Annotated in this window: 18 protein-coding genes; 11 read left to right on the plus strand and 7 right to left on the minus strand. The window is 72.0% G+C overall.

Going from position 1 to position 21,138, the window contains the following annotated elements; translation table 11 throughout:
- Positions 1-6: 6 nt before the first annotated feature.
- Positions 7-303: a hypothetical protein gene (locus tag ACYVPE_RS07995; RefSeq protein WP_461032724.1), complete on the plus strand. Its 297-nt coding sequence runs from the start codon at positions 7-9 to the stop codon at positions 301-303.
- A 20-nt stretch (positions 304-323) separates the two neighbouring features.
- Here ACYVPE_RS07995 and ACYVPE_RS08000 read toward each other — a convergent pair whose 3' ends face one another.
- Positions 324-956 carry a TetR/AcrR family transcriptional regulator gene (locus ACYVPE_RS08000; RefSeq protein ID WP_461032725.1) on the minus strand — a complete coding sequence of 211 codons (633 nt, stop codon included), beginning with the start codon at positions 954-956 and terminating at the stop codon, positions 324-326.
- A gap of 92 nt (positions 957-1,048) precedes the next feature.
- Between ACYVPE_RS08000 and ACYVPE_RS08005 the strand changes: the two genes are divergently transcribed.
- The 4 genes from ACYVPE_RS08005 (at position 1,049) to pepN (ending at position 9,751) form a co-directional block, all read left to right on the plus strand.
- A complete protein-coding gene (locus ACYVPE_RS08005) occupies positions 1,049-2,554 on the plus strand; it encodes a DHA2 family efflux MFS transporter permease subunit (RefSeq protein WP_461032726.1) in 1,506 nt (501 codons plus the stop codon).
- 87 nt (positions 2,555-2,641) lie between these two features.
- Positions 2,642-3,598: a hypothetical protein gene (locus ACYVPE_RS08010; RefSeq protein ID WP_461032727.1), complete on the plus strand. Its 957-nt coding sequence runs from the start codon at positions 2,642-2,644 to the stop codon at positions 3,596-3,598.
- A gap of 161 nt (positions 3,599-3,759) precedes the next feature.
- Positions 3,760-7,068, plus strand: coding sequence for a S8 family serine peptidase (locus ACYVPE_RS08015; protein WP_461032728.1), 3,309 nt, complete (start codon positions 3,760-3,762; stop codon positions 7,066-7,068).
- A gap of 121 nt (positions 7,069-7,189) precedes the next feature.
- A complete protein-coding gene (gene pepN, locus ACYVPE_RS08020) occupies positions 7,190-9,751 on the plus strand; it encodes an aminopeptidase N (protein WP_461032729.1) in 2,562 nt (853 codons plus the stop codon).
- A gap of 70 nt (positions 9,752-9,821) precedes the next feature.
- Here pepN and ACYVPE_RS08025 read toward each other — a convergent pair whose 3' ends face one another.
- Positions 9,822-10,016, minus strand: coding sequence for a DUF397 domain-containing protein (locus ACYVPE_RS08025; protein WP_461032730.1), 195 nt, complete (start codon positions 10,014-10,016; stop codon positions 9,822-9,824).
- Entirely contained in the window at positions 10,013-10,885 is an 873-nt protein-coding gene (locus ACYVPE_RS08030; protein WP_461032731.1) for a helix-turn-helix domain-containing protein, read from the minus strand. Before ACYVPE_RS08030 ends, ACYVPE_RS08025 begins: the two co-directional genes overlap by 4 nt.
- A 170-nt stretch (positions 10,886-11,055) precedes the next feature.
- Here ACYVPE_RS08030 and ACYVPE_RS08035 point away from each other — a divergent pair, with 170 nt between their 5' ends.
- The 5 genes from ACYVPE_RS08035 (at position 11,056) to ACYVPE_RS08055 (ending at position 13,771) form a co-directional block, all read left to right on the plus strand.
- The gene (locus tag ACYVPE_RS08035; RefSeq protein WP_461032732.1) at positions 11,056-11,496 is read left to right on the plus strand and encodes a hypothetical protein; all 441 of its coding nucleotides are present in this window, start codon (positions 11,056-11,058) and stop codon (positions 11,494-11,496) included.
- 259 nt (positions 11,497-11,755) lie between these two features.
- Positions 11,756-12,811: an ankyrin repeat domain-containing protein gene (locus tag ACYVPE_RS08040; protein ID WP_461032733.1), complete on the plus strand. Its 1,056-nt coding sequence runs from the start codon at positions 11,756-11,758 to the stop codon at positions 12,809-12,811.
- A 143-nt stretch (positions 12,812-12,954) separates the two neighbouring features.
- Complete coding sequence (locus ACYVPE_RS08045) at positions 12,955-13,185, plus strand: FitA-like ribbon-helix-helix domain-containing protein (RefSeq protein WP_461032734.1); 231 nt, start codon at positions 12,955-12,957, stop codon at positions 13,183-13,185.
- Entirely contained in the window at positions 13,182-13,586 is a 405-nt protein-coding gene (locus ACYVPE_RS08050; RefSeq protein ID WP_461032735.1) for a type II toxin-antitoxin system VapC family toxin, read from the plus strand. The genes ACYVPE_RS08045 and ACYVPE_RS08050 overlap by 4 nt, the downstream gene beginning before the upstream one ends.
- Positions 13,586-13,771, plus strand: coding sequence for a hypothetical protein (locus tag ACYVPE_RS08055; protein WP_461032736.1), 186 nt, complete (start codon positions 13,586-13,588; stop codon positions 13,769-13,771). The genes ACYVPE_RS08050 and ACYVPE_RS08055 overlap by 1 nt, the downstream gene beginning before the upstream one ends.
- Positions 13,772-13,883: 112 nt before the next feature.
- Here ACYVPE_RS08055 and ACYVPE_RS08060 read toward each other — a convergent pair whose 3' ends face one another.
- A complete protein-coding gene (locus ACYVPE_RS08060) occupies positions 13,884-16,706 on the minus strand; it encodes a toll/interleukin-1 receptor domain-containing protein (protein WP_461032737.1) in 2,823 nt (940 codons plus the stop codon).
- 128 nt (positions 16,707-16,834) lie between these two features.
- Between ACYVPE_RS08060 and ACYVPE_RS08065 the strand changes: the two genes are divergently transcribed.
- A complete protein-coding gene (locus ACYVPE_RS08065) occupies positions 16,835-17,707 on the plus strand; it encodes a DUF4231 domain-containing protein (RefSeq protein WP_461032738.1) in 873 nt (290 codons plus the stop codon).
- A 285-nt stretch (positions 17,708-17,992) separates the two neighbouring features.
- Here the strand turns inward: ACYVPE_RS08065 and ACYVPE_RS08070 are convergent, their stop codons facing one another.
- The 3 genes from ACYVPE_RS08070 to ACYVPE_RS08080 are packed head-to-tail and all read right to left on the minus strand — an operon-like array spanning position 17,993 to position 20,541.
- Entirely contained in the window at positions 17,993-18,226 is a 234-nt protein-coding gene (locus ACYVPE_RS08070; protein WP_461032744.1) for a hypothetical protein, read from the minus strand.
- Positions 18,227-18,265: 39 nt separating this feature from the next.
- Complete coding sequence (gene malQ / locus ACYVPE_RS08075; RefSeq protein ID WP_461032739.1) at positions 18,266-20,320, minus strand: 4-alpha-glucanotransferase; 2,055 nt, start codon at positions 20,318-20,320, stop codon at positions 18,266-18,268.
- Positions 20,320-20,541, minus strand: coding sequence for a hypothetical protein (locus tag ACYVPE_RS08080; RefSeq protein WP_461032740.1), 222 nt, complete (start codon positions 20,539-20,541; stop codon positions 20,320-20,322). The genes malQ and ACYVPE_RS08080 overlap by 1 nt, the downstream gene beginning before the upstream one ends.
- Between the last annotated feature and the right edge of the window lie 597 nt (positions 20,542-21,138).

Raw genomic sequence — 21,138 nt, forward strand, 5'->3', positions numbered from 1 at the left:
GGGGCCGTGGAAAACGAACGTGGGAGCGAAGAGCCGGAGTCGAGCCGCGAGGCGCGGGTGGAGGACGACGCGGATGCCGTCGACACCCCGTGGTGGGGTGGGCTCGGGCTGGTGGGCGGCGCGCTGCTGATCGTCGGCGGCCTGGCGGCGGCGGGCGTCCTCCTGCTCGCCGACATCGACTCGGACAGCGGCCCGACCGGGATATACGGCACGTCGCGGCTGGTCGTCATCGGCCTCGTGGTCGCGGGCGGCGCCCTGGTCGCCAAGCACCGCCGGCGCGGCGGCGAGCCCGAGGAGTCGTAGGCCCGCCGGGGGCCCAACGCTCAGCTCGGCGGGCCGGCGCCGAAGGCGGCCGTGAGCGTGGCGACCAGGCGTTCGTCGTCCCCCTCGGCGGAGGCGGCCGGCCCTTCCGGTGAGAGGCCGGGGAGGGTGCCCGACTGGTGGAGGGCGAGGAGCCCGACCATGGCGCGGTAGCGGAACGCGACGTCCTCCGGCGGGAGTTCGGGGAGGGCCACGGTCAGGGCCTGGAGGTAGCGGCCCTCGACGGGGTCGACCTCGGCCGCGAAGAGCCGGCGGATCCCCGGGTCGGGCTCGCAGACGACGCGGCCGATGAGCCGTGCCACCAGCGGGCCGCGGCCGCCGTGGCCGTGCACCAGGCGGGCGCCGGTCTCGACGAAGATCCGCACCAGTTCGGCGGCGCCCGGCTGGCCGCCGGCGGCCGCCAACGCGTCGAGCCGGCGCTCGCGTTCGGCGTTGACCGCCCCCATGGCGCGGCCGACGACGGCGCGCAGCAGCCCCTCCTTCGAGCCGAAGTGGTAGTTGACGGCTGCCACGTTGGCCCCGGCGGCGTCGGTGACGGCGCGGAGGCTGGTGGCCGCGTAGCCCTGGGCGCCGAACAGCTCCTCGGCGGCGTCGAGGAGCCGGGTCCTGGTGGCGGAGGAGGGGGCGTCTGGCACGCCGCCACCGTAAAACAAGCGCTTGATCGAGGCAAGGCGTCCATGCTTCCATTCAAACGACCGCTTGAATCGATCGTTTGAGGAGTCTCGCCATGCAGTCCGCGGTGATACCGAGCGCCCGGCGAAGGGCCGTCGTGCTGGGGGTGATGTGCCTGGCGCTCGCGGTGGTCGTCGGCATGTTGGCCTCCCTGCTGGTGGCCGTGCCCGACATGGCGCGCGAACTGGGCGCGACCGAGGCCGAGTTGCAGTGGATCATGAACGCCTACGGCGTGGCGTTCGCCGGCCTGCTGCTGACCGGCGGCGCCCTGGGCGACCGCTACGGCCGGCGGGAGGTGCTGCTGGTCGGCCTGGCGCTGTTCGGCGTCGCCTCGGCCGCGGTCGTCGCGGTGGACGACGTGTCGGCGATCATCGCGCTGCGCGTGGTGGCCGGCGTCGGCGCGGCGCTGGTGATGCCGATGACGCTGGCCGTGATCACCCACGCGTTCCCGCCCGAGGAGCGCGGCCGGGCGGTCGGCGTGTGGTCGGGGATCAGCTTCGGCTCGGCCCTGCTCGGGGTGCTGGTGGCCGGCGGGCTGCTCGAGGGCTACTCCTGGCGTTCGGTGTTCGCGGTCAACGCCGGCCTGGCGGTCGCCGCCCTGCTGGCCTCGGCGGTCGTCACCCCCGCGACCCGGAACCCGGACCCGGCGCCGCTCGACGTCGTGGGCTCGCTGCTGTCGGTCGCCGGCGTCGGTGCCCTGGTGTACGGCGTGGTCGAGGGCCCGGAGCGCGGCTGGGGCGACGTCACCGTGGTGGGCGGTCTCGTCGCCGGCGTGGCGAGCCTGGTCGCCTTCGTCCGCTGGGAGTTGGGGCGTGAGCGGCCGCTGCTCGACCCCCGGGTGTTCCGGCTGCGCGGCGTGTCGGCCGGCTCCCTGGTGATCACCACCGAGACCCTGGCCATGTTCGGCTTCTTCTTCCTGCTGTTGCAGCACCTCCAGCAGATCCTGGAGTACTCCCCGCTCCGGGCCGGCCTGGCGCTGGTGCCGATGGCGCTGGCCGCCATCGTGGTCTCGCCGGTGGCCCCGCCCGTCGCCGAACGGCTCGGCATCCGCGCCGTGGTCTGCGGCGGGATGGCGACGATCGGGGTGGGGCTCGGCCTGATGGCCGTCTTCGCCGGGGGCTCCGCCTACTGGCCGGTGCTGGGGAGCACCGCGCTGCTCGGCGCCGGCATCGCGTTCGCCGCCACTCCGGCCACGGAGGCCATCGTCGCGGCGCTGCCGCCCGGCGAGCAGGGCGTCGCCTCGGCGCTGAACGACCTCACCCGCGAACTGGGCGGCGTGCTGGGCATCGCGGTGCTCGGCAGCGTCTTCAACACGGCCTATCGGGCCGGGATCGAGGACGCCACCGACGCCGAGGCGCCACGGGACTCGCTGGCGGCCGCCCTCGCGACGGCCGAGGAGTCGGGCGGGCTGGAGGGCGCCAGGCTGGCCGAGGCCGCGCGCGACGCCTTCGGCTCCGGCATGCTCGGCGCGTTGCTGGTCGGCGGGGTCGTGGTGGTCGCCGGCGGGATCGCGGCGGCCGTGCTGCTGCCGGGCCGGGGGGCCGATGAGGGGTCGAACTGACGTCCATTTTCGACCGGTTGGCGGCTGTTTGCCCACAGCCTCGTAACAAGACGCGGAGTTGACCGGTTCACGGGGAATCGTTGGCGCATGAGCGAGAACACGCCAGTTGCGCCCCGGCCGTTGCGGCAGCTTGCCGAGGGGCCTCGGCCGGTGATGACGGCGCGGGAGTTGCGCCGGCACGGGGTGCCGGTCGCCGCCGCGCACGAGCGGTGCCGGCCAGGGGGTCCCTGGCAGATGCCGCTGCCCGGGGTCTTCCTGCTGCACGCGGGGCCGCCGAGCGGCGAGGAGACGCTGCGGGCCGTGCTGAGCTACACCGGCGGCCGGGCGGGCGAGGCCGTGGTGACCGGGCTCGCGGGACTCGCCCTGCACGGGTTCAACGGCGCGCCGTCGCTCGGCGAGTTGGACCGGATGGACGTGCTGGTGCCCAGGACGCGGCGGCTGCGGTCGGCCGGCCCGGCGCGCCTGGTGCGCACCGAGGTGCTGCCGAGGGCCGTCGAATTGGCCGGCTTCCCGGTGGCGCCGGCGGAGCGGGCGCTGGCCGACGCGGTGGGGCGGATCGCGGACGCGGCCGTCGTGCGGCGGCTGTTGACGGAGGCGGTGCGCGGCGGGCACTGCGAGGCACCGGCCGTGCTGCGGGAGTTGGCCAGGGGGCGGCTGCTCGGCCGGCCGCAGGTGGCGGGTGCGGTGCGGACGCTGCTGGCCGAGGGACGGTCCGTCTCGGAGGAACGGCTGCTCGACGCGGTGCGGTTGGGCCGGCTGCCCGACCCCTGCTGGAACGTGGGGCTCTGGCTGCCGGACGGCCCGTTCGTGAGCGCGGTGGACGCGTACTGGCCCGAGCACGGGGTGGCGGTGGAGATCGACGACCGCATGGGGGGCGGCGGGGAGCGGCGGCAGACGCTGGTGGGGCTCGGCGTGCGCCTGGTGCGGGTCACGCCGCGGCGGCTGCGGGAGTGCCCGCTCGGCGAGGCGGCGCTGGTGCGGGAGGCGCTGCGGGCGGCGGCCTCCGGGCCGCCGGCGAGCTATCTGGTGGTGCTGCCCCGCTGAGTCGCGCGGCAACCCCGATCACCGCAGTAAATGCGAGTAACATAAAAGTTACCAACAGGAATGGGACAACATCGGCCACAAGTGACGCCAGGGGTCCGGTACTTCCGTAGGATGACCCGTCATCCTGATCAGGTGGTTTCCGACCAAGGATGTCCATGTCAATGAGATCACGTCACAGATCGCTCTCCCGCGTGACGCTGGCCGCCGGCCTGGTGGCCGCCCTCGGCCTCGCCGGCGTCACCCCGGCCCTGGCCGACGACGACACCTCCCCGCCCGTCACCGACAAGCCCCTGGGGGAGAAGTTCTCCACCCAGGACGCCACCCTGCTCGCCGAGGCCAAGGCCGGTGACGAACCGTTCGTCACCATGATGATCGCCGCCGAGCCAGGCGCCACCGAGGAGGTCGCCCAGACCCTCGGCGACGTGCCCGGCGCCTCCGTCGGCTTCACCGAGGACGAGATCGGCTATGTGCGCGTCACCGTGCGCACCGGCCGCGCCGACCAGGCCATCGAGGAGGCCGTCGGCCTGGACTCCGTCCTCGCCGTCGACCTCAACGACGAGATCCCGCTCCCCGACCCGCTGCCCGAAGCCGGCTCCGGCTCCGGCTCCGGCTCCGGCTCCGGCGGCGGCTCGGGCGCCCCGCGCCCCTACCCGGCGCCCGACGCCGACACCCCGGCCACCAACCCGTACCAGCCGTCCCACGAGACCGGCGCGGTCGACTTCGTCGAGGACCACCCCCGCTGGGACGGCCGAGGCGTCACCATCGGCATCCTGGACAGCGGCGTCGACCTCGGCCACCCGGCGCTCCAGGAGACCACCACGGGTGAGCCCAAGATCAGCGACTGGGTGACCGCCACCGACCCGATCGTGGACAACGACGCCTCCTGGCGCGCCATGGTCACCGAGGTCTCCGGCTCCTCCTTCACCTACTCGGGGCGGCAGTACACCGCCCCCGAGGGCGACTACCTGATCAACACCTTCCGCGAGTCCGTCGCCATCGGCGAGATCGGCGGCGACGTCAACCGCGACGGCGACACCACCGACAGCTGGGCCGTGCTCTACGACCCGGAGGCCGGCACCGTCCGGGTGGACCTCGACGCCGACGGCGACTTCGGCGACGAGGAGCCGATGCGCCCGTACGGCGACAGCGGGCAGGTCGGCTACTTCGGCACCGACGACCCCGACACGGCGGTCGCCGAGGCCATGCCGTTCGTCGTGGAGATCCGCGAGGACGTGCCGATGGACCCCTACGGCGGCGACTGGGTCGGCCAGACCGCCGACTTCGTCAACATCGGCATCGTCTCCAGTCGGCACGGCACCCACGTGGCCGGCATCACCGCCGCCAACAGCCTGTTCGGCGGCGAGATGAACGGCGCGGCGCCCGGCGCCCGGATCGTCTCCTCGCGCGCCTGCACCTTCAGCGGCGGCTGCACCTACACCGCGCTGTTCGAGGGCATGATCGACCTCGTCGTCAACCGCGACGTCGACGTCGTCAACGTCTCCATCGGCGGCCTGCCGGCGCTCAACGACGGCAACAACGCGCGGGCGCGGCTCTACAACGAGCTGATCAGCACCCACGACGTCCAGCTGTTCATCTCGGCCGGCAACAGCGGCCCCGGCACCAACACCGTAGGCGACCCGTCCGTCGCCGACCTGGTGGTGAGCGTCGGCGCCTCCGTCTCCCGGGAGACCTGGGCCGCCAACTACGGCTCCGGCGTGCGCACCTCGTACGCGATGCTGCCGTTCTCCTCGGCGGGACCGCGCGACGACGGCGGCTTCAAGCCCACCCTGGTCGCCCCCGGCGCCTCGGTCAACACCATCCCGACCTGGCAGGCCGGCGCCCCGACCGCGGAGGCCGGCTACGCCCTGCCGCCCGGCTACGGCATGCTCCAGGGCACCTCGATGTCCTCTCCGCAGGCCACCGGCGCCGCCGCGCTGCTGCTCTCCGCCGCCGCCCAGCGGAACATCGACCTGTCAGCCGCCGACCTGCGCACCGCGCTGACCAGCTCGGCCGACCCGATCCGGGGCGTGCAGGCCCACGAGCAGGGCGCCGGCCTGATCGACACCGAGGCGGCCTGGCGGCTGATCACCCGGGGCGCCACCGCCCACGAGTACACCGTGCGCGCCCCCGTCGACCACACGCTCGACGAGCACCTGGCCACCCCGGGCGAGGGCACCGGCGTCTACGACCGGGAGAGCGCCCCGGCCGTCGGCGAGTCCGAGGACTACGAGGTCACCATCACCCGCACCACCGGGCCCAACCGGGCGGTGCGGCACAACCTCGCGCTGGCCAACAACCACGAGAACACCTTCCGGCTGCGCGGCCCCTCCAGCGTCTCGCTGCCGCTCGACCAGCCGGTGACCGTCACGCTGCGGGCCACGCCGCGCTCGGCCGGTGCGCACAGCGCGATCCTCACCGTCGACGACCGCTCGACGCAGGGCATCGACCAGCACATCCTGGCGACCGTCATCGTGCCCCAGGAACTGGCCGCGCCCGACTACGCGTTGACCGAGTCGGGCACCGCCACCCGCAACGCGTCGACCTCCTACTTCGTCACCGTGCCCGAGGGCGCGCGCACGCTCGAGGTCGCCATGTCGGGCCTGGCCACCGGCAGCCAGACCCGGTGGATCGCCATCACCCCCGAGGGCTTGCCCGCGGACCCCACCAGCACCGTCAACTGCTATGCCAACTACGACAACCCGGCCAACACCTGCCGGCCCGACCTGCGCCTCTACGAGGACCCGAGCCCGGGCGTCTGGGAGTTGGAGGTCGAGTCGCGGCGCACCTCGCCGCTGCTCAGCAACCCGTACACGCTCACCGCAGCCGCGCTCGGCACCACCTTCGAGCCGGAGCCGGTGACGGTCGAGGAGGCCACGGTCGGCACCCCGGTGTCCGTCACCTGGGAGGTCACCAACGACTTCGCCCCGATCGAGGGCTCGCTGGCGGCCGGTGAACTGGGCTCGGCGGCCATCGACACGCCGACCATCGCCCCCGACGAGCGTCTGAACACCACCGTCGAGATCGGCGAAGGCATCTCCTCGTTCGAGGCCGTCATCGGCTCGGCCGCCGACCCCGGGGCCGACCTCGACCTGTTCGTGTACCACGACGGCACGCTGGTGGGCGAGTCCACCAGCGCCTCGGCCGAGGAGGCGGTCAGGATCACAGACCCGGCCCCCGGCACCTACACCGTCCAGGTGCACGGCTACGCCATCCCGACCGGATCGACCACCTTCGCCTACCGGGACGCCTACCTCAGCTCCGGGCTCGGCACGGTGACCGTCGACGGCGACCGGGTGATCGAACTCGGCTCCGGCGCCTCGGCCGACGTCGCGGCCGAGGTCACCGTCGCCGCGGCGGCGGCGAACGCCGGCGAGGGCCGCCAGGTCTTCGGCGAGGTGCAGCTGCGCAACGCGGCCGGCACCGTCACCGGGACCGGCCACGTGGCCATCGACCGCGTGCTGACCCCGTAGGCCCCGTTCGGCCACGGCACACCTGGCCGGGGCGGGTGCGCGGACCTCTCGTCCGCGCACCCGCCCCGGTCGCACGATCGTGGAAGGATGGCGACCACCGCAGAACCGAAGGAGAGACCTGGTGCCAGGCACGAATCTGACCCGGCAGGAAGCGCGGGAGCGGGCAGGGCTGCTCAGCGTGGACGCTTACGACATCACGCTGGACATCTCGGGAGCGCAGGAGGGCGGCACCTTCCGCTCCGAGACCGTCGTGCGGTTCACGGCCCGGGAGGCGGGCGCGACGTTCGTCGACCTGATCGCCCCCGAGGTGCGGGAGATCGTGCTCAACGGCGACGCCCTCGACCCCGCCACGGCCTTCGCCGACTCGCGGATCGCCCTGCCAGCCGTGGTGGAGGGCCACAACGAGCTGCGGGTGGTCGCCGACTGCGCCTACACCAACACCGGCGAGGGCCTGCACCGCTCCGTCGACCCCGTGGACCAACAGGCCTACCTGTACACCCAGTTCGAGGTGCCGGACGCGCGGCGCGTCTTTGCCTGCTTCGAACAGCCCGACCTCAAGGCCGCCTTCACCTTCACCGTGACGGCGCCCCAGGGCTGGACGGTGATCTCCAACTCCCCCACCCCGGAACCCCGCGACAACGTCTGGCGGTTCGCGGCGACGCCCCGCATCTCCAGCTACATCACCGCGCTGATCGCCGGCCCCTACCACTCGGTGCACAGCAGCTGGGACGGCGAAGGACGCTCCGTGCCGCTGGCCATCTACTGCCGCCCCTCGCTGGCCGGACACCTCGACGCGGAGGCCATCTTCGACGTCACCCGGCAGGGCTTCGACTGGTTCCAGGAGAAGTTCGACTACCCCTACCCGTTCGCCAAGTACGACCAGCTGTTCGTCCCCGAGTTCAACGCCGGCGCGATGGAGAACGCGGGCGCGGTCACCATCCGCGACCAGTACGTCTTCCGCTCCAAGGTGACGGACGCGGCCTACGAGATGCGGGCCGAGACCATCCTCCACGAGCTGGCCCACATGTGGTTCGGCGACCTGGTCACCATGGAGTGGTGGAACGACCTGTGGCTGAACGAGTCGTTCGCCACCTACACCTCCATCGCCTGCCAGGCCCACGCGCCGGGCAGCCGCTGGCCGCACGCCTGGACCAGCTTCGCCAACCAGATGAAGACCTGGGCCTACCGGCAGGACCAGCTGCCCTCCACCCACCCGATCATGGCCGAGATCCGCGACCTCGACGACGTCCTGGTCAACTTCGACGGCATCACCTACGCCAAGGGCGCCAGCGTCCTCAAGCAGCTGGTGGCCTACGTCGGGATGGACGAGTTCTTCCGGGGCGTGCAGGCGTACTTCAAGCGCCACGAGTGGTCCAACACCCGGCTGACCGACCTGCTCACCGCCCTGGAGGAGACCAGCGGCCGCGACCTCACCGCCTGGTCGAAGGCGTGGCTCCAGACCGCCGGCATCAACATCCTGCGGCCCGAGATCGAGGTCGACGCCGACGGCGTGATCACCTCGTTCGCCGTCCGCCAGGAGGCCCCGGCGCTGCCGGCCGGCGCCCAGGGCGAACCGACGCTGCGGCCGCACCGCATCGCCATCGGCCTCTACGAGCTGCGGGACGGCGCCCTGGTGCGCGACGACCGGCTCGAACTCGACGTGGACGGCGAGCTGACCAAGGTGCCGGCCCTGGAGGGCCGGCGGCGCCCGGCCGTCGTCCTCCTCAACGACGACGACCTGTCCTACGCGAAGGTGCGGCTCGACGCCGCGTCGATGGCCGTGGTCAGCGAGCACCTGGCCGACTTCGCGCTCTCGCTGCCGCGCGCGCTGTGCTGGGCCTCCGCCTGGGACATGACCCGCGACGGCGAGATGGCCACCCGCGACTACCTGGCCCTGGTGCTCTCCGGCATCGGCCGCGAGTCGGACATCGGCGTCGTCCAATCCCTGCACCGCCAGGTCAAGCTGGCCCTCGACCTGTACGCGGCGCCCGACTGGCGCCCGACCGGGCTCGCCCTGTGGTCCGACGCCGCGCTGGAGCGGCTGCGGTCCGCCGAACCGGGCGGCGACCACCAGCTCGCCTGGGCCCGCGCCTTCGCGGCCACCGCCCGGACCGACGAGCAACTCGACGTGCTGGCCGGCCTGTTGGCCGGCACCGAGACGATCGAGGGGCTGACGGTCGACACCGAGCTGCGGTGGTCGCTGCTCCAGCGGCTCGCCGCCACCGGGCGCGCCGACGAGCCGGAGATCACCGCCGAGCTGGACCGTGACCGCACCTCGGCCGGCGAACGCCACGCCGCGACGGCGCGGGCCGCCCGCCCGACGGCGGAGGCCAAGGCCGAGGCGTGGGCGTCGGTCGTCGAGAACGACAAGCTGCCGAACGCGGTCCAGGAGGCCGTGATCGGCGGCTTCGTCCAGACCGACCAGCCGTGGCTGCTGGCGCCCTACGCCGAGAAGTACTTCGCGGCGCTGAAGGGGATCTGGGAGTCCCGCAGCCACGAGATGGCCCAACAGATCGCGGTCGGCCTCTACCCGGCGATCCTGGTCTCCGAGCACACGCTCTCCGCGACGGATCAGTGGCTCGCCTCGGCCGAACCGACGCCGGCCCTCCGCCGGCTCGTGACGGAGTCCCGAGCGGGCGTGGAGCGGGCGCTGAAGGCGCAGGCGGCGGACGCCGCCGCCTAGCCGGCGGGCCGTGGGCGGGGGTTCTTCCCCCGCCCACCCACCCTTTTCCGGGGCTCTGCCCCGACCCCCGCTACCGCGCCATGCCGACGAACGCAGCGAAGGCGCCGGCGGGCACCAACAGGGCTGGCCCTTCAGGGTTCTTGGAGTCGCGGATGCCGACCCGCCCCGCACAGCTCAGATCAGCAACCTCAACACAGTTGGTGCCGTTCTCTGAGCTGTAGGACGACTTGAACCAGGCCGACTCCGGTGCCTTGTGGTGAGTCATGAGCGCGAGATCTCTCCTGCTAGTTGGTGTAGAAAACGGGGTGTCTCGCCGGGGGCGAGAGCACCTGCCCTCAGAGCGTCAAACGCACGGGAAAACTTCCAGACGGTGGTGTCCTTGTCGCTGACACTCGACCCCTCAGCCGCGTCAGCCTGCACGACAGTGGGGAGCGAGCCCCCAAACTCCAACAGCGCGAAGTTGAAACTGGAACGGTAGGTCACCGTGATGGTCGGCAGAATCTGGACCGTGATGTTGTCCAACGCCGCGAGTCGGTTGATCTCCTCGTACTGTTCACGCATCACGTCCGGGCCGCCGACGATCCGGCGTAGCGCGGGTTCGTCCAGGATGGCCCATAGCTCTACGGGATCGGCCTGCCGGATGAGCAGTTCCTTGCGCTCCACTCGGAGTTGCACCGAGCGCTCGATGAACTCGGTCGTCGTCTCCTCGACGAGCTTCGCCGCCCGCAGCATTTCCCGGGCGTAGCGCTCGGTCTGAAGCAGGCCGTAGACCACATCCGGCTGCCAGGCGCGAATGGCCCGGGCCCCGCTCTCCAGGCCGACGAACGTCGCCATGCCGGAGGGCATGATGTTTCGGTACTGCGCCCACCAGCCGCGCTTGAGCGAGTCTCGGTGGATATCGACGAGGTACTGCACATCGTCATCATCCGTAACGCCGTACTTGTCGAGCAGTTCCCGCAGGTCAGCGACCTTGGGGAGGGCCGTCAGGCCGTTCTCCACCCGGTAGAGCTTGGACGGCGAGAACGTCAACCCGTCGACCGCCTCCACGAGGGTGAATCCGGCTTTGTCGCGCAATTGCTTCAGCTCCCAGCCGAGTTGCATGCGACGGACAGTGGGTCCGGTGGGTGCCGCCATGAGTCTGCCTCTCTGCCGACCAAGCTTAGCGAGCCGTCATCCGGGCTTCGGCGATGGCAACTTCAGCCCTCCCAACCGAGCGTAGAGCCGGGCTCGCCGCATGTGCCATCTTCACCGATTTTTTCACCCCTACTTGCGTGTTCGAATTCACGGCTCCCAGGCTTGATTGCATGCCCAAGCCCACGGAACTGGCGGTCGGCGCCCACGTGTGGGACGCCCGGACCTGGCGGACCGGAGTCGTTCAACTGCTCCGGGACGGCCATGGCAACGTCTGTGCCACGTCGATACAGCGGCCAACCCGCGCCCTGCTCCGTGCCGTTGGGCGGCGCGAGCCGCTGTGGTGGGCGCGCGTCGCGGACCTCTCGGACCCGGCCGAGCCCCCGGCGGACGACGCACAGGGCCTCGGCCTCGGCCACGTCTCCCACCCACTGATCGGGCAGCGCGTCGTGGACACCGCCACCGGCAGAACCGGCACCCTGCGCGCCATCTGCCCCGAATCCGACGACGCCCCTCCCGTGGCCTGGCTGTCCCCGCCTGGCGGCGGCCGGGAGTGGACGACGGCGACGGAGGCCATCGAGGGGCCTCCCACCGGCGAGTCGGGCAGGCAATGAAACGGAAACTTGGAAAATCCAAGGAAACAGCCACGCGAGACCATGAGCGACCCGCGCCATTGTCATAGCCGTCTGTCACGATCGCAGCAGCCCGGGAAGGGCCACACGGCCCGGTGATCTCAGCCGGTTGTCGTGGACAGCTGGACGCGGGCGCGAACACGCCCCGGAGAGAACGAAGATGCCCGTGAATGACACAACTCACCAGCGTTCCGCCCCCGCCACGTCCACGGGCCGATCGCCCGGCGGGCCGCATCCCGAGGTGCTGCGCCAACTGAAGCGCCTGCGAGGCGACGTTCCTGTCGACTTCGCGTCACGCGACGGGTGGACGGTCGAAACGCCCGTGGGCGAACGGCGGCTCCCGGACCAGATCCAGGCCCTGATGTCGATCGAGTGGCCCGAGGCCCACGTCCTCCTCGACGAGGACGGCATCGGAACGATCGATTTCCCGATGATGCTCGAGGTCGAGGACGGGCCAACGGGGCGAGCCTGGCTCTTTGTGGCCTTCACCAGCACCCAGTTCTACTGGCTGGTGGATCTCGATCAGGCCGGAACGGCCGACCCGCCGATCCACGTCATCGATCACGACTGGTGCGACGACGAGGAGTTCCCCGAACCGATCCCCCTGTCACGGATGCTCGCCGACCTGAAGGCCGTGCCACCACCGCTCCCGGAAGACCTCTTCCCACGGGCCTGCGCGCTCGGAGACCTCGCCGCCGTCCGGGCGGCGCTGCCCGGCGAACCCACGCTGGGCCCGCTGAACGACTCGGGGCTCACTCCCATGCACCTGGCCGTCATCGGCCGCTCAGCGGATGTCGTGCGGGCGCTGTCGGAAGCCGGCGCCGACCCGGGCGCGGCACTCCACGAGACGTACAGGATTCCCTGGACCTACCGCCACCCGAAACGGCACTCGGACGCCTTCGGAGACCTGGGCGCCGGCGCGACGCCCCTTCACCTGGCGCTCGCCCCCCACCTCCGCGTCATACCGGGGCCCGATATCGCGCCCGACGTCGTCGAGGCCCTCCTCGCCGCGGGAGCCGACCCCAACGCGGCCGACGAGCACGGCCGCACGCCGGTCCACAACGCGGTCACGTCCCTGGGCAGGAACACGCTCGACGCCCTGCGGCTGCTCCTCGAAGCCGGCGGCGACCCGGATGCGCGCATGAACACCCTCACCGAAAGGCCCCATCGGTCTGGGCACCGCGTCGCCACATCGCGCACGCCCCTGACCATCGCCCAGGAACTCGGCCACACCGAAGCGGTCATCCTGCTGGAAGACGCGATCAAGCAGTGGCCGAGGGGAAGAAGAGTGTCATGAGACTGGGGAGTCTCCGGGCACGGTTCGAACGTCAGCACCTCTCGCCGTTCGGCTGGCCTGGCCCTCCCCGGCTCGGCGAGGCGCGCCACGGAGCCGCAGGAGAAACGTCAGCATTTCGTCAGCAACGCCGCTAGAATGTCAGCATGACCGATGTCACGGTCCGGAGAGTCCCGGACGACGTGCTCAGAACGCTCAAGATCCGCGCGGCGGAGGCCGGCAAGTCGTTGCAGGCGTACCTGTTGGACGTCATCGTCCGCGAGGCGACGACCCCGACCAACGCAGAACTGGCCCAGCGCATGAAGCGCTCCGCCACCCTCGACCTGACCGACGCGGACATTCCCGGGTTCCTTGACGCGGAGCGTGAGCGCCGTTGATCGTCATCGACTGTTCGGCCCTGGTCCACGGGCTGACAGACGCCGGCAGGCGCGGAGACATGGTGCGCGCCAGAATCGCCGCTGATGAGCTGGCGGCACCAACGCTGCTCGACTTCGAAGTCGCCTCAGCCCTCTTCGGCGTGGCCAGAGGACGGCGAGGCGACGTACCGAAGCTGGCGGCGACTGACCTCGACGATGCGTTGGCCATATACCAGGCGCTGACCATCCGCCGGTACGAGGCCATGCCGTTCTGGCCCCGGGTGCGGGAGCTGTCCGCGAATCTGTCGGCCTATGACGCCGCGTACGTCGCGCTCGCCGAGGCCCTCGGCGTCGATCTCGTGACGAGCGACCAGCGCATCAAACGGTCCGGCGTCGCTCGCACCACGGTCGACTTCCTCTGATGACCGGGCCCAGCGAAGAAAGCGGTCTCACCGGCAGCGGCGACGGGGCCGACACCACGGATACGAGCGCCGCGCTGGAGGATGTGATCAAACGGCGGAAGCGGGCCTCGTTCCTGGCCTGGGTCGCTGAGGGTGGCCTACCGGACCTGACCGGCCCGGTCGAGGCTCGGGGCGGTGGGGAGTGACCTCGTCTACTGTGACGTTGGACCCACTTCGACCGGTGGATACCGCGCCTAACGTTACAGAGAACGCCCGAGCCGGGCGTCACCGGCGGAACCGGCCTCCTGCCGACCGGCACTACTGGTCGCAGGCCGTGTGACCGCGGGCGACCGAGGTCAGGTAGCGGTCGCGTTCGGCATCCGTCAGGCGGCGGCCGACCCGCTCGCAGATGCTCTCGATCCAGGCGTCGACCGAGGTGTCCCAGGTGAGCAGCTCCCCACCTTCCGAAGCGGACCACAGGAGTTCACCGTCGAGAGAGAAGGCGAGGCTGCTCTGCGAACCGGGTCCCGCGCTTCTAGCCCAGGAGCGGACCGACGGGAGGAGCGTGCTTCCCAGCCGGTCGCCGGTCCTGACGTCCCACAGCCATACGGTGCCGTCGCCCGCCATCGTGGCCGCCCAGCGGCCGCCGGGGTCGGCGGCGAGGCCGGCGGGGCCCGCGCCGTCCGACCGCCAGCGCAGCGCCCCCGAGTCGACATCCCAACGCCGCAGCTCACGCCCGTCGGTGACGGCGAACAGGGATCGTCCTGTCTCCGACAACGCCAGGGAGTCGAGAGAGGAACCACCGAGGTCCAGTTGCTGGAGTCGGCGGCCGGACGGGAGCTCGTGGACGTCGACACGTCCGTCCGGTGAGGCTATGGCGGCGAGACCGCCGTTCTCGCTGAGCGCGGCGGTGATCGGGGGCGGGCCGGACCACCCCTGGTCGGGGTCGGCTGGGGCGGGCGCGACGGCCACCGTTGTCTCCCCGGTTCCTGGGTCGATGAGCTGCACGGAGGCGTCGGCTGCCAGGACGACGAGTGTGCCGTCGGGGCGAGTGGCGAGGCGGGTCACGTCGTGAGGGTCGGAGGCGCCGGGGATGGTGAGGGTCCGGTCCAGGAACAGGGCGTCGGAGCCTTTCGCCCATACCTCCACCTCGGTGCCGGTGGCCGCGTAGAGCCTTTCCCTGTCCGGTGAGAGGGCGAGCCCTCCGTAAAGCACGCCCGGCGTGCCGCCCTGGAGGTCGTTCCCCTCGAGACTCAGGTGCAGCGTGTTCTCATCGAGGTCGCCCTCATGGCTCCACGCGATCTCTCCGTCCGGGGCGACGGCCAGCGGTGGCGAGCTGGCGATCATGGCGTTGTCGGGCACCGAGAGGCCGTATCGGTCCACGGTGGGGCCCGCGCTCTCCAAGAACCACAGGGCGACGGTGCTTCCGTCGGCGGAGGCCAGGCGGTCGCCCTCGATCGGCGGGAAGGCGAGCACGGAGGGCGTCTCGACCCCGGGCAAGGTGTCGAGGACCGTCTGCCCGCTCCCTTCCCCACCGTCCTGCTCACCGCCACGTGTCGTGGCGAGGAGGAGACCCTGACTGGTGCCGACGGCGACCCGGCCGTCGTCGGAGACGGCCGCGCTGGTCGCCTCCTTGCCGGGAAGGGACGGTCGGGGGCCGCAACCGTCCTCGTCGTCGCCGTAGTCGGCGAACGCTCCCTGGAAGAGCCGCGTGGTCGACACCAGGGCCACGCCCCCGTATGCGGCGTACCCGGAGCACTCCCCGCTCGGCGACACCACCGGTACCACGCTGCCGCTGGGAAAGAAGGAGGCGCCATCGGATGACCCGAGCGTGTTGAGCCCCTCGTCATAGCGCCGCCAGCCGGCGCCGCTGATCAGGGCCAGTTCACTTCCCTCGTGCCGGAAGGCCAGGCTCAGTGCTCCGCCAAGACCGGTGTCGACCTGCGCGGACGGTGTGTCCGCTCCCGCCTCGTACAACCTGAGCATCCCGCCGTCCATGACCGCCAGGTCGTGGCCGCCGGGCCGGAACGCCAGCGCGGACACCGAGTCGGCACTCGCCGACAGGTCGCGCGTGGTGCCCGTGCCCACGTCATAGACGGCGACCTGGCCGGAGTCCGTGCCGGCGGCGAGCAGTTGGCCGTCGTCACTGAACCGCAGCGAGGTGACCTGCCCCGACAGGGAGAACCGTCCCTCCGTGCGATCGCCGTTGGCCGTCCAGAGAGTGACCGAGCCCTCCTCGGTGCCGGCCGCGACAAAGAGCGGCGTAGTGGTGTGGGCCAGAGCGGTCACGTTCGCGTCGGCACGCACGAAGCGCACCAGTTGTGGGCTCCCCGTCGCCAACTGGTAGAGCGCCGACAGGGTCTCCGGAGTCTCTCGCACCTGGTGTGCCTGGATGGCCAGCAGCGAGGCGACCTCCAGATCGTCAGCGCTGAGGTTCAACGCAGTGGCGGCCAGTTGGCGGGCGGTCGCGAGGCGGGCCCTGTCCTGCGCCGAGTTCCACTGGACGACGGCGATCGAGGCCGCGGTGAGGGCGGCGGCGGTGAGCAGAGTCAACCCCGTCCACATGATCCGGCGGAAGCGACGGAGCCTTCGGTGCTGGGACACGTCCTCACCGATCAACTCATCCTTGGGACGAGCGTGGAGCGGTGCCGCGAGATCGGCCACGCATTCCAGGAAGCGCGGGTCACGTAACTCGCCCGAGTGTTCCTCGCCCATCCAGCGCAGATCGACCCAACGAGGCTCCTCGGAGAAGTGGCCGCGCATGGCCGGGTGAAGGCAGGTGGTCCGCTGCCAGTCGAAGTCCCCGGTGCCGTGATCCCAGTGAAGTTCTCCACCCGTGACGACGAGCAGCAGGTTCCGCGATCGGGGACCGGCCCGCCACCAGGAGATCTCCCGTCCTACCCACTCGGAGCGTGCCGCCTCTGGCGACGCCAGCAGGATGAGGAACTCCGAGTCGCCGAGGGCGCCCTCCACCGTGCTCCACAGGCCAGGATCGGCCGAGAGGGCAGCGTTGTCGAGGAAGACACGGAGGGCGCTCCTTCGTGTCCAAGGCCTGGCGAACCGGTGCAGCGCCTGCCGCAGGCGCTGAGCCCGCTGGCTGTCGGCTGCGTGGCTGTACGAGATGAACGCGGCATAACGCATGTTGGTATCCCCCACCGTCAGCATCAATCGCTGGATCCGCTGCCAGACTTGTCGACTGTTCAGGTCAACAGCGGGGTAACCGAGCCTAGTTGAGCGTAAGGTCCGATGCGAGGGAAAGGCGTGGGTACGTGAGCGGTGCGGCGGGGGAGCTGCGGGACGACGATCTTCCGGTGATGTTTCGGTCCTCGGACACCGCGTCGCTCATCGGACAGCGGCGCTACATCCGAGGCACCAAGTCGCGTCTGGCATTGGCGGTGGCGGCGGCGCTGTGCGGCGCCCTCAACCACCAAGTGGCCTTGGTCGGCCTGGTGGTGGCCTTCGTCGCCACGCTCTGCGTGGACGCCTGGCTGCTCGCGGAACGCCCGGAGCAGGCCTGGTACGACGGCCGCGCGCTGGCCGAATCGACGAAGACCCTCGCCTGGCGCTATGCCGTGGGAGGAGCACCGTTCCCCGCGGATCTGCCGCAGGAGGACGCTCTGCGGCGCTTTCACGAGCGCCTGGAAGCGCTGCTGAGGGAGGCTCCCGCCACGAGCCTCGCCCCCGCGGGATCGATCGCCGCCACGGACACCATGACCGCTCTGCGATCCCTTGGGTTCCCGGAGCGCAAGCGAACCTATCTGCGGTACCGGATCGAGGACCAACAGCAGTGGTACACCGCGAAGGCGGCGGCGAACACCACCCATGCGCGGCGTTGGCGCCTCGTGCTCATCGCCGTCGAGGGACTGGGACTCGGGGCCGCGATCCTCCGCCTCGCCGGCCTCGTGACGTTCGACCTCGCCGGGATCATCGCAGCCGTGCTCGGGGCCGGCTCGGCGTGGTTCGCGGTCCGCCAGTACGAGACGCTGGGACGCGCCTACACGTTCGCCGCCACCGAACTGAGCATCATCCACCAGCGGCTGGCCCGTGCCGATGCCCGTTCCTGGGCCCAGGACGTGGCGGACGCGGAAGAGGCGATCAGCCGCGAGCACACGATGTGGAGGGCCGCCAGGGGAGCCGGCTGACAGACGCCGAAGACCGGGCGCTACGGCCTTGATGTGGGGCGGCGGCCTTCCTCGACGTGGCTCCGGCGTCAACCCTGCGCTTCGTCCTTGATGGGGTCCTGGGCATGCTGGCGTTCAGCTGCCTCGCGCCACGGCGTGGACGACCGCTGTTCGTGAGGCTCCGCCTGCGAACAGTGATCCCTCTCCCGCTGCTCGTGGGCTTCGTCGCCATCCCCTTCGGTATGAGCGGCGGTTCCCGGGCCGGTCGAGGTCGAGGTACCTCCAGACCTCGGACCGGTGGGCCGGCTACTTCCTGCGGCCGCCGCTGAGGAGGACGACCGCTCCCGTGATCAGGGCGAAGATGACGAGGGGCGCGAAGACGAAGAGCGTCAGCGTCTCGAAGACGCTGAGGCCGGGGCCCGGGTCGTCGCCGTCGTCGGGGATCAGGGCGAAGGCGGGGGACGACACCAGGGTCAGCAGCACCGTGCCGACCGCGACGGTCGCCGCGCGCCTCGCGTTGCGCGTCTTGTTCAGGTTCACCACAGGGGCCACAGTATCGGGCGAGGTCGCCGGCCCCTTTCACGCCCCCGTCATCTCGTCGCGGACCGCGGCGAGCAGGGCCGCCACCCGCGGGGAGGTGGCGAGCGCCTCCAGGGTCGTCGGGCGCCCTTCGGCGTCGGCGATCGGCAGGCGCCAGTTGGGGTACTCGCGCCAGGTGCCGGGCACGTTCTGCGGGCGGCGGTCGCCGGTGGTGTCCGGGAGCCAGACGCCGACCATCCGGGCCGGGGTGCGGGCCAGGAAGCGGTAGGCGGCGGCGATCCGCTCCGGTTCGCCGGCGTCCGGCGGCAGCAGGCCGAGGCGTTCGAAGTAGGCCAGCCACTCGGCGCTCTCGGCGAGCGCGGCCCGCAGCTCGCCCTCCGGGTCGTCGGTGATGTCGAGCGTCTCCCTGAGCCGGATGTGGTCGGCGGTCAGGCGGGCGGCCGTGGACGGCAGGTCGTGGGTGGTGACGGTCGCCAGGCAGTCGACGCGCCAGGCGTCGGGCGGCAGCGGCGGGGCGTCGGGCCGCGACCAGTCGCGTTCGAACCACAGCACGGAGGTGCCGGCCATGCCGCGCCCGGCCAGCTCCTCGCGGACGCCGGGCGGCACGGTGCCCAGGTCCTCGCCGATCACCAGGGCGCCGGCCCGGTGCGCCTCCAGGGCGACGACACCCAGCATGGCGTTCGCGTCGTAGGAGACGTAGGTGCCGTCGGCCGGTCCCGCGCCCTCCGGGATCCACCAGAGCCGGAACTGGCTCATCACGTGGTCGATCCGCACGCCGCCCGCGTGCCGCAGCACGCCGGCGAGCAGTTCGCGGTAGGGCGCGTAGCCGTGCTGGGCGAGCCGGTCGGGGCGCCAGGGCGGCAGGCCCCAGTCCTGGCCGCGGGTGTTGAACGCGTCCGGCGGGGCGCCGGCCGACATGCCGCCGGCCAGCAGCCGCTGCTGGGCCCAGGCGTCGGAGCCGTGCGGGTGCACGCCGAGCGCCAGGTCGTGGACCAGGCCGACGGACATGCCGGCGGCGCGGGCGGCGCGTTGGGCGCGGGCCAGCTGGGTGTCGGTGAGCCAGGCCAGCCAGCGGTGGAAGTCGACCCGGTCGAGGTGGTCGTCGCGGGCCGCGGCGGTGGCCGGGGAGCGCGGATCGCGCAGCCCGGCCGGCCAGGCGCGCCAGTCGGGACCGTGCACCTCGGCGAGCGCGCACCAGGTGGCGTGGTCCTCCAGGGCCTGGCCCTGCGACGCGAGGTAGGCGTGGTAGGCGGCGTGCCGGCCGGGGCCGCGGGGGACGCCGCCAAGGATCTCCAGGGCCTGGCGCTTGAGGGCCCAGACGGCGTCCCGGTCGATCAGGGCCGCGCCGCCGAGGACGCCGGCGCGCAGCTCGGCGGCGTGGGCCAGCAGCCGGTCGGTGTCGCGCCGCGCCTCGGCGTCCAGGTAGGCGTACTCGGGGACGTCCTCGATCCGCAGGTGGACGGGGTCGGGGTAGCGGCGGCTGGCCGGCCGGTAGGGCGAGGGGTCCGTGGGGTGGCCGGGACCGCCGGGGACGGCGGCGTGCAGCGGGTTCAGCTGGACGAAGTCGGCGCCGTACTCGTGTCCCGCCCAGCTGGCGAGGTCAGCGAGGTCCACCAGGTCGCCCATGCCCCAGGAGCGCTCGGAGAGCAGCGAGTAGAGCTGGACGAGCAGGCCGTGGCCGCGGCCGGGCGGCGTCGGGAGCCGGGGCGGGACGACGATCAGGGTGGACTCGGCGGTGCGGCCGTCGGGGGCGGTGGCGGTCAGCGTGTGGTAGCCGAGCGGCAGCGCGGTCGGCCCGGTGGGGATGGGGAGGCTGACGCCGTCCTCGGTGCGCAGCCGCAGCACGGTGCCCTCCGGGAGCGGCGGCGGCTCCTCGCCGTCCCGCAGCACGAGGGTGGGCGGCAGCAGCGGGCCGCGGTCCAGGTCGTCGGGGTCGCCGGGCAGCTCGTCGGCCTCGGGGTCGACGCCGAGGGCGGCGAGGACGGCGACGACCGTCTCCCGCGCCACCCGGACGGGTTCGCCGACCACGGGCTCGTAGGCCGTCGCGACGCCGTGTGCCGCGGCGAGCCGGCTGAGCCTGGTCGGCCTCTCCATCAAGCTCCGCTCGGCTCCGAGGTCAGCGGCGGGTCGAGGGCCAGGGGTTTCTCGGCGGTCAGCGGCACCAGCTGGCCGAGCGGCGGCTCACTGGTGAGGGGCAGCTCGTGGATCGCGGTGGCGTCCGCCGCGTCGGCGGCGTCGGCCGGCATCGGGATCAGGGCCGGCCGTTCCTCGTGCCAGGTCTCTTCGATGTCGATCTGGGCGGCGGCTCCAGCCACGGCGTTCTCCGTTCGCGAGGGCGGCGTACGCGGATGCGCGCTGCTTGCCCTACCCAGTGAACGCCACCGCATCCGTTCACGCGACAGGAAAGCGAGACAGCTCACGCCGCGCACGACGAAAATTCTGCCGCCCACGACGGCACGAGCCGCCTGTTTTTCCGGCACCGGCCCCGATGAGCCGCTCGCCACCAGGCACGAGCCCGCCTGCGGCGGCGAAGCCGCGAGGGCCGCGAGACGCGACCAGCGCGAGAGGACAGCTCCCGGGCCGCTCCGGCGGCCGGACGCGGCGAAGCATCGACGACTCACCACCGGACGCCACACGGCTGCGGACCCGCCTGCGACGGCGAGGCCACCAGGCACCGCCAGCGCAACAGGCCCCCCACCGACAGGACCCCAAGCACTCCAGGGACCGGACACGGCGAAGCCACGACGACCCACCACCAAGCGCCACACAGCTACGGACCCGCCTGCGACGGCGAGGCCACCAGGCGCCACCAGCACAACAGGCCCCCCACCGACAGGACCCCAAGCACTCCAGGGACCGGACACGGCGAAGCCACGACGACCCACCACCAAGCGCCACACAGCTGCGGACCC

The sequence above is a fragment of the Streptomyces mayteni genome (genome assembly GCF_054783955.1).

Excerpts from the sequence above, each read along its gene's own strand:
- ACYVPE_RS08060 (WP_461032737.1), bottom strand. The coding sequence starts at position 16,706 with ATGCGTTATGCCGCGTTCATCTCGTACAGCCACGCAGCCGACAGCCAG.
- ACYVPE_RS08010 (WP_461032727.1), top strand. The coding sequence starts at position 2,642 with ATGAGCGAGAACACGCCAGTTGCGCCCCGGCCGTTGCGGCAGCTTGCC.
- malQ (WP_461032739.1), bottom strand. The coding sequence starts at position 20,320 with ATGGAGAGGCCGACCAGGCTCAGCCGGCTCGCCGCGGCACACGGCGTC.
- ACYVPE_RS08055 (WP_461032736.1), top strand. The coding sequence starts at position 13,586 with ATGACCGGGCCCAGCGAAGAAAGCGGTCTCACCGGCAGCGGCGACGGG.
- ACYVPE_RS08045 (WP_461032734.1), top strand. The coding sequence starts at position 12,955 with ATGACCGATGTCACGGTCCGGAGAGTCCCGGACGACGTGCTCAGAACG.
- ACYVPE_RS08015 (WP_461032728.1), top strand. The coding sequence starts at position 3,760 with ATGAGATCACGTCACAGATCGCTCTCCCGCGTGACGCTGGCCGCCGGC.
- ACYVPE_RS08005 (WP_461032726.1), top strand. The coding sequence starts at position 1,049 with ATGCAGTCCGCGGTGATACCGAGCGCCCGGCGAAGGGCCGTCGTGCTG.
- ACYVPE_RS08035 (WP_461032732.1), top strand. The coding sequence starts at position 11,056 with ATGCCCAAGCCCACGGAACTGGCGGTCGGCGCCCACGTGTGGGACGCC.
- ACYVPE_RS08025 (WP_461032730.1), bottom strand. The coding sequence starts at position 10,016 with ATGACTCACCACAAGGCACCGGAGTCGGCCTGGTTCAAGTCGTCCTAC.
- ACYVPE_RS08030 (WP_461032731.1), bottom strand. The coding sequence starts at position 10,885 with ATGGCGGCACCCACCGGACCCACTGTCCGTCGCATGCAACTCGGCTGG.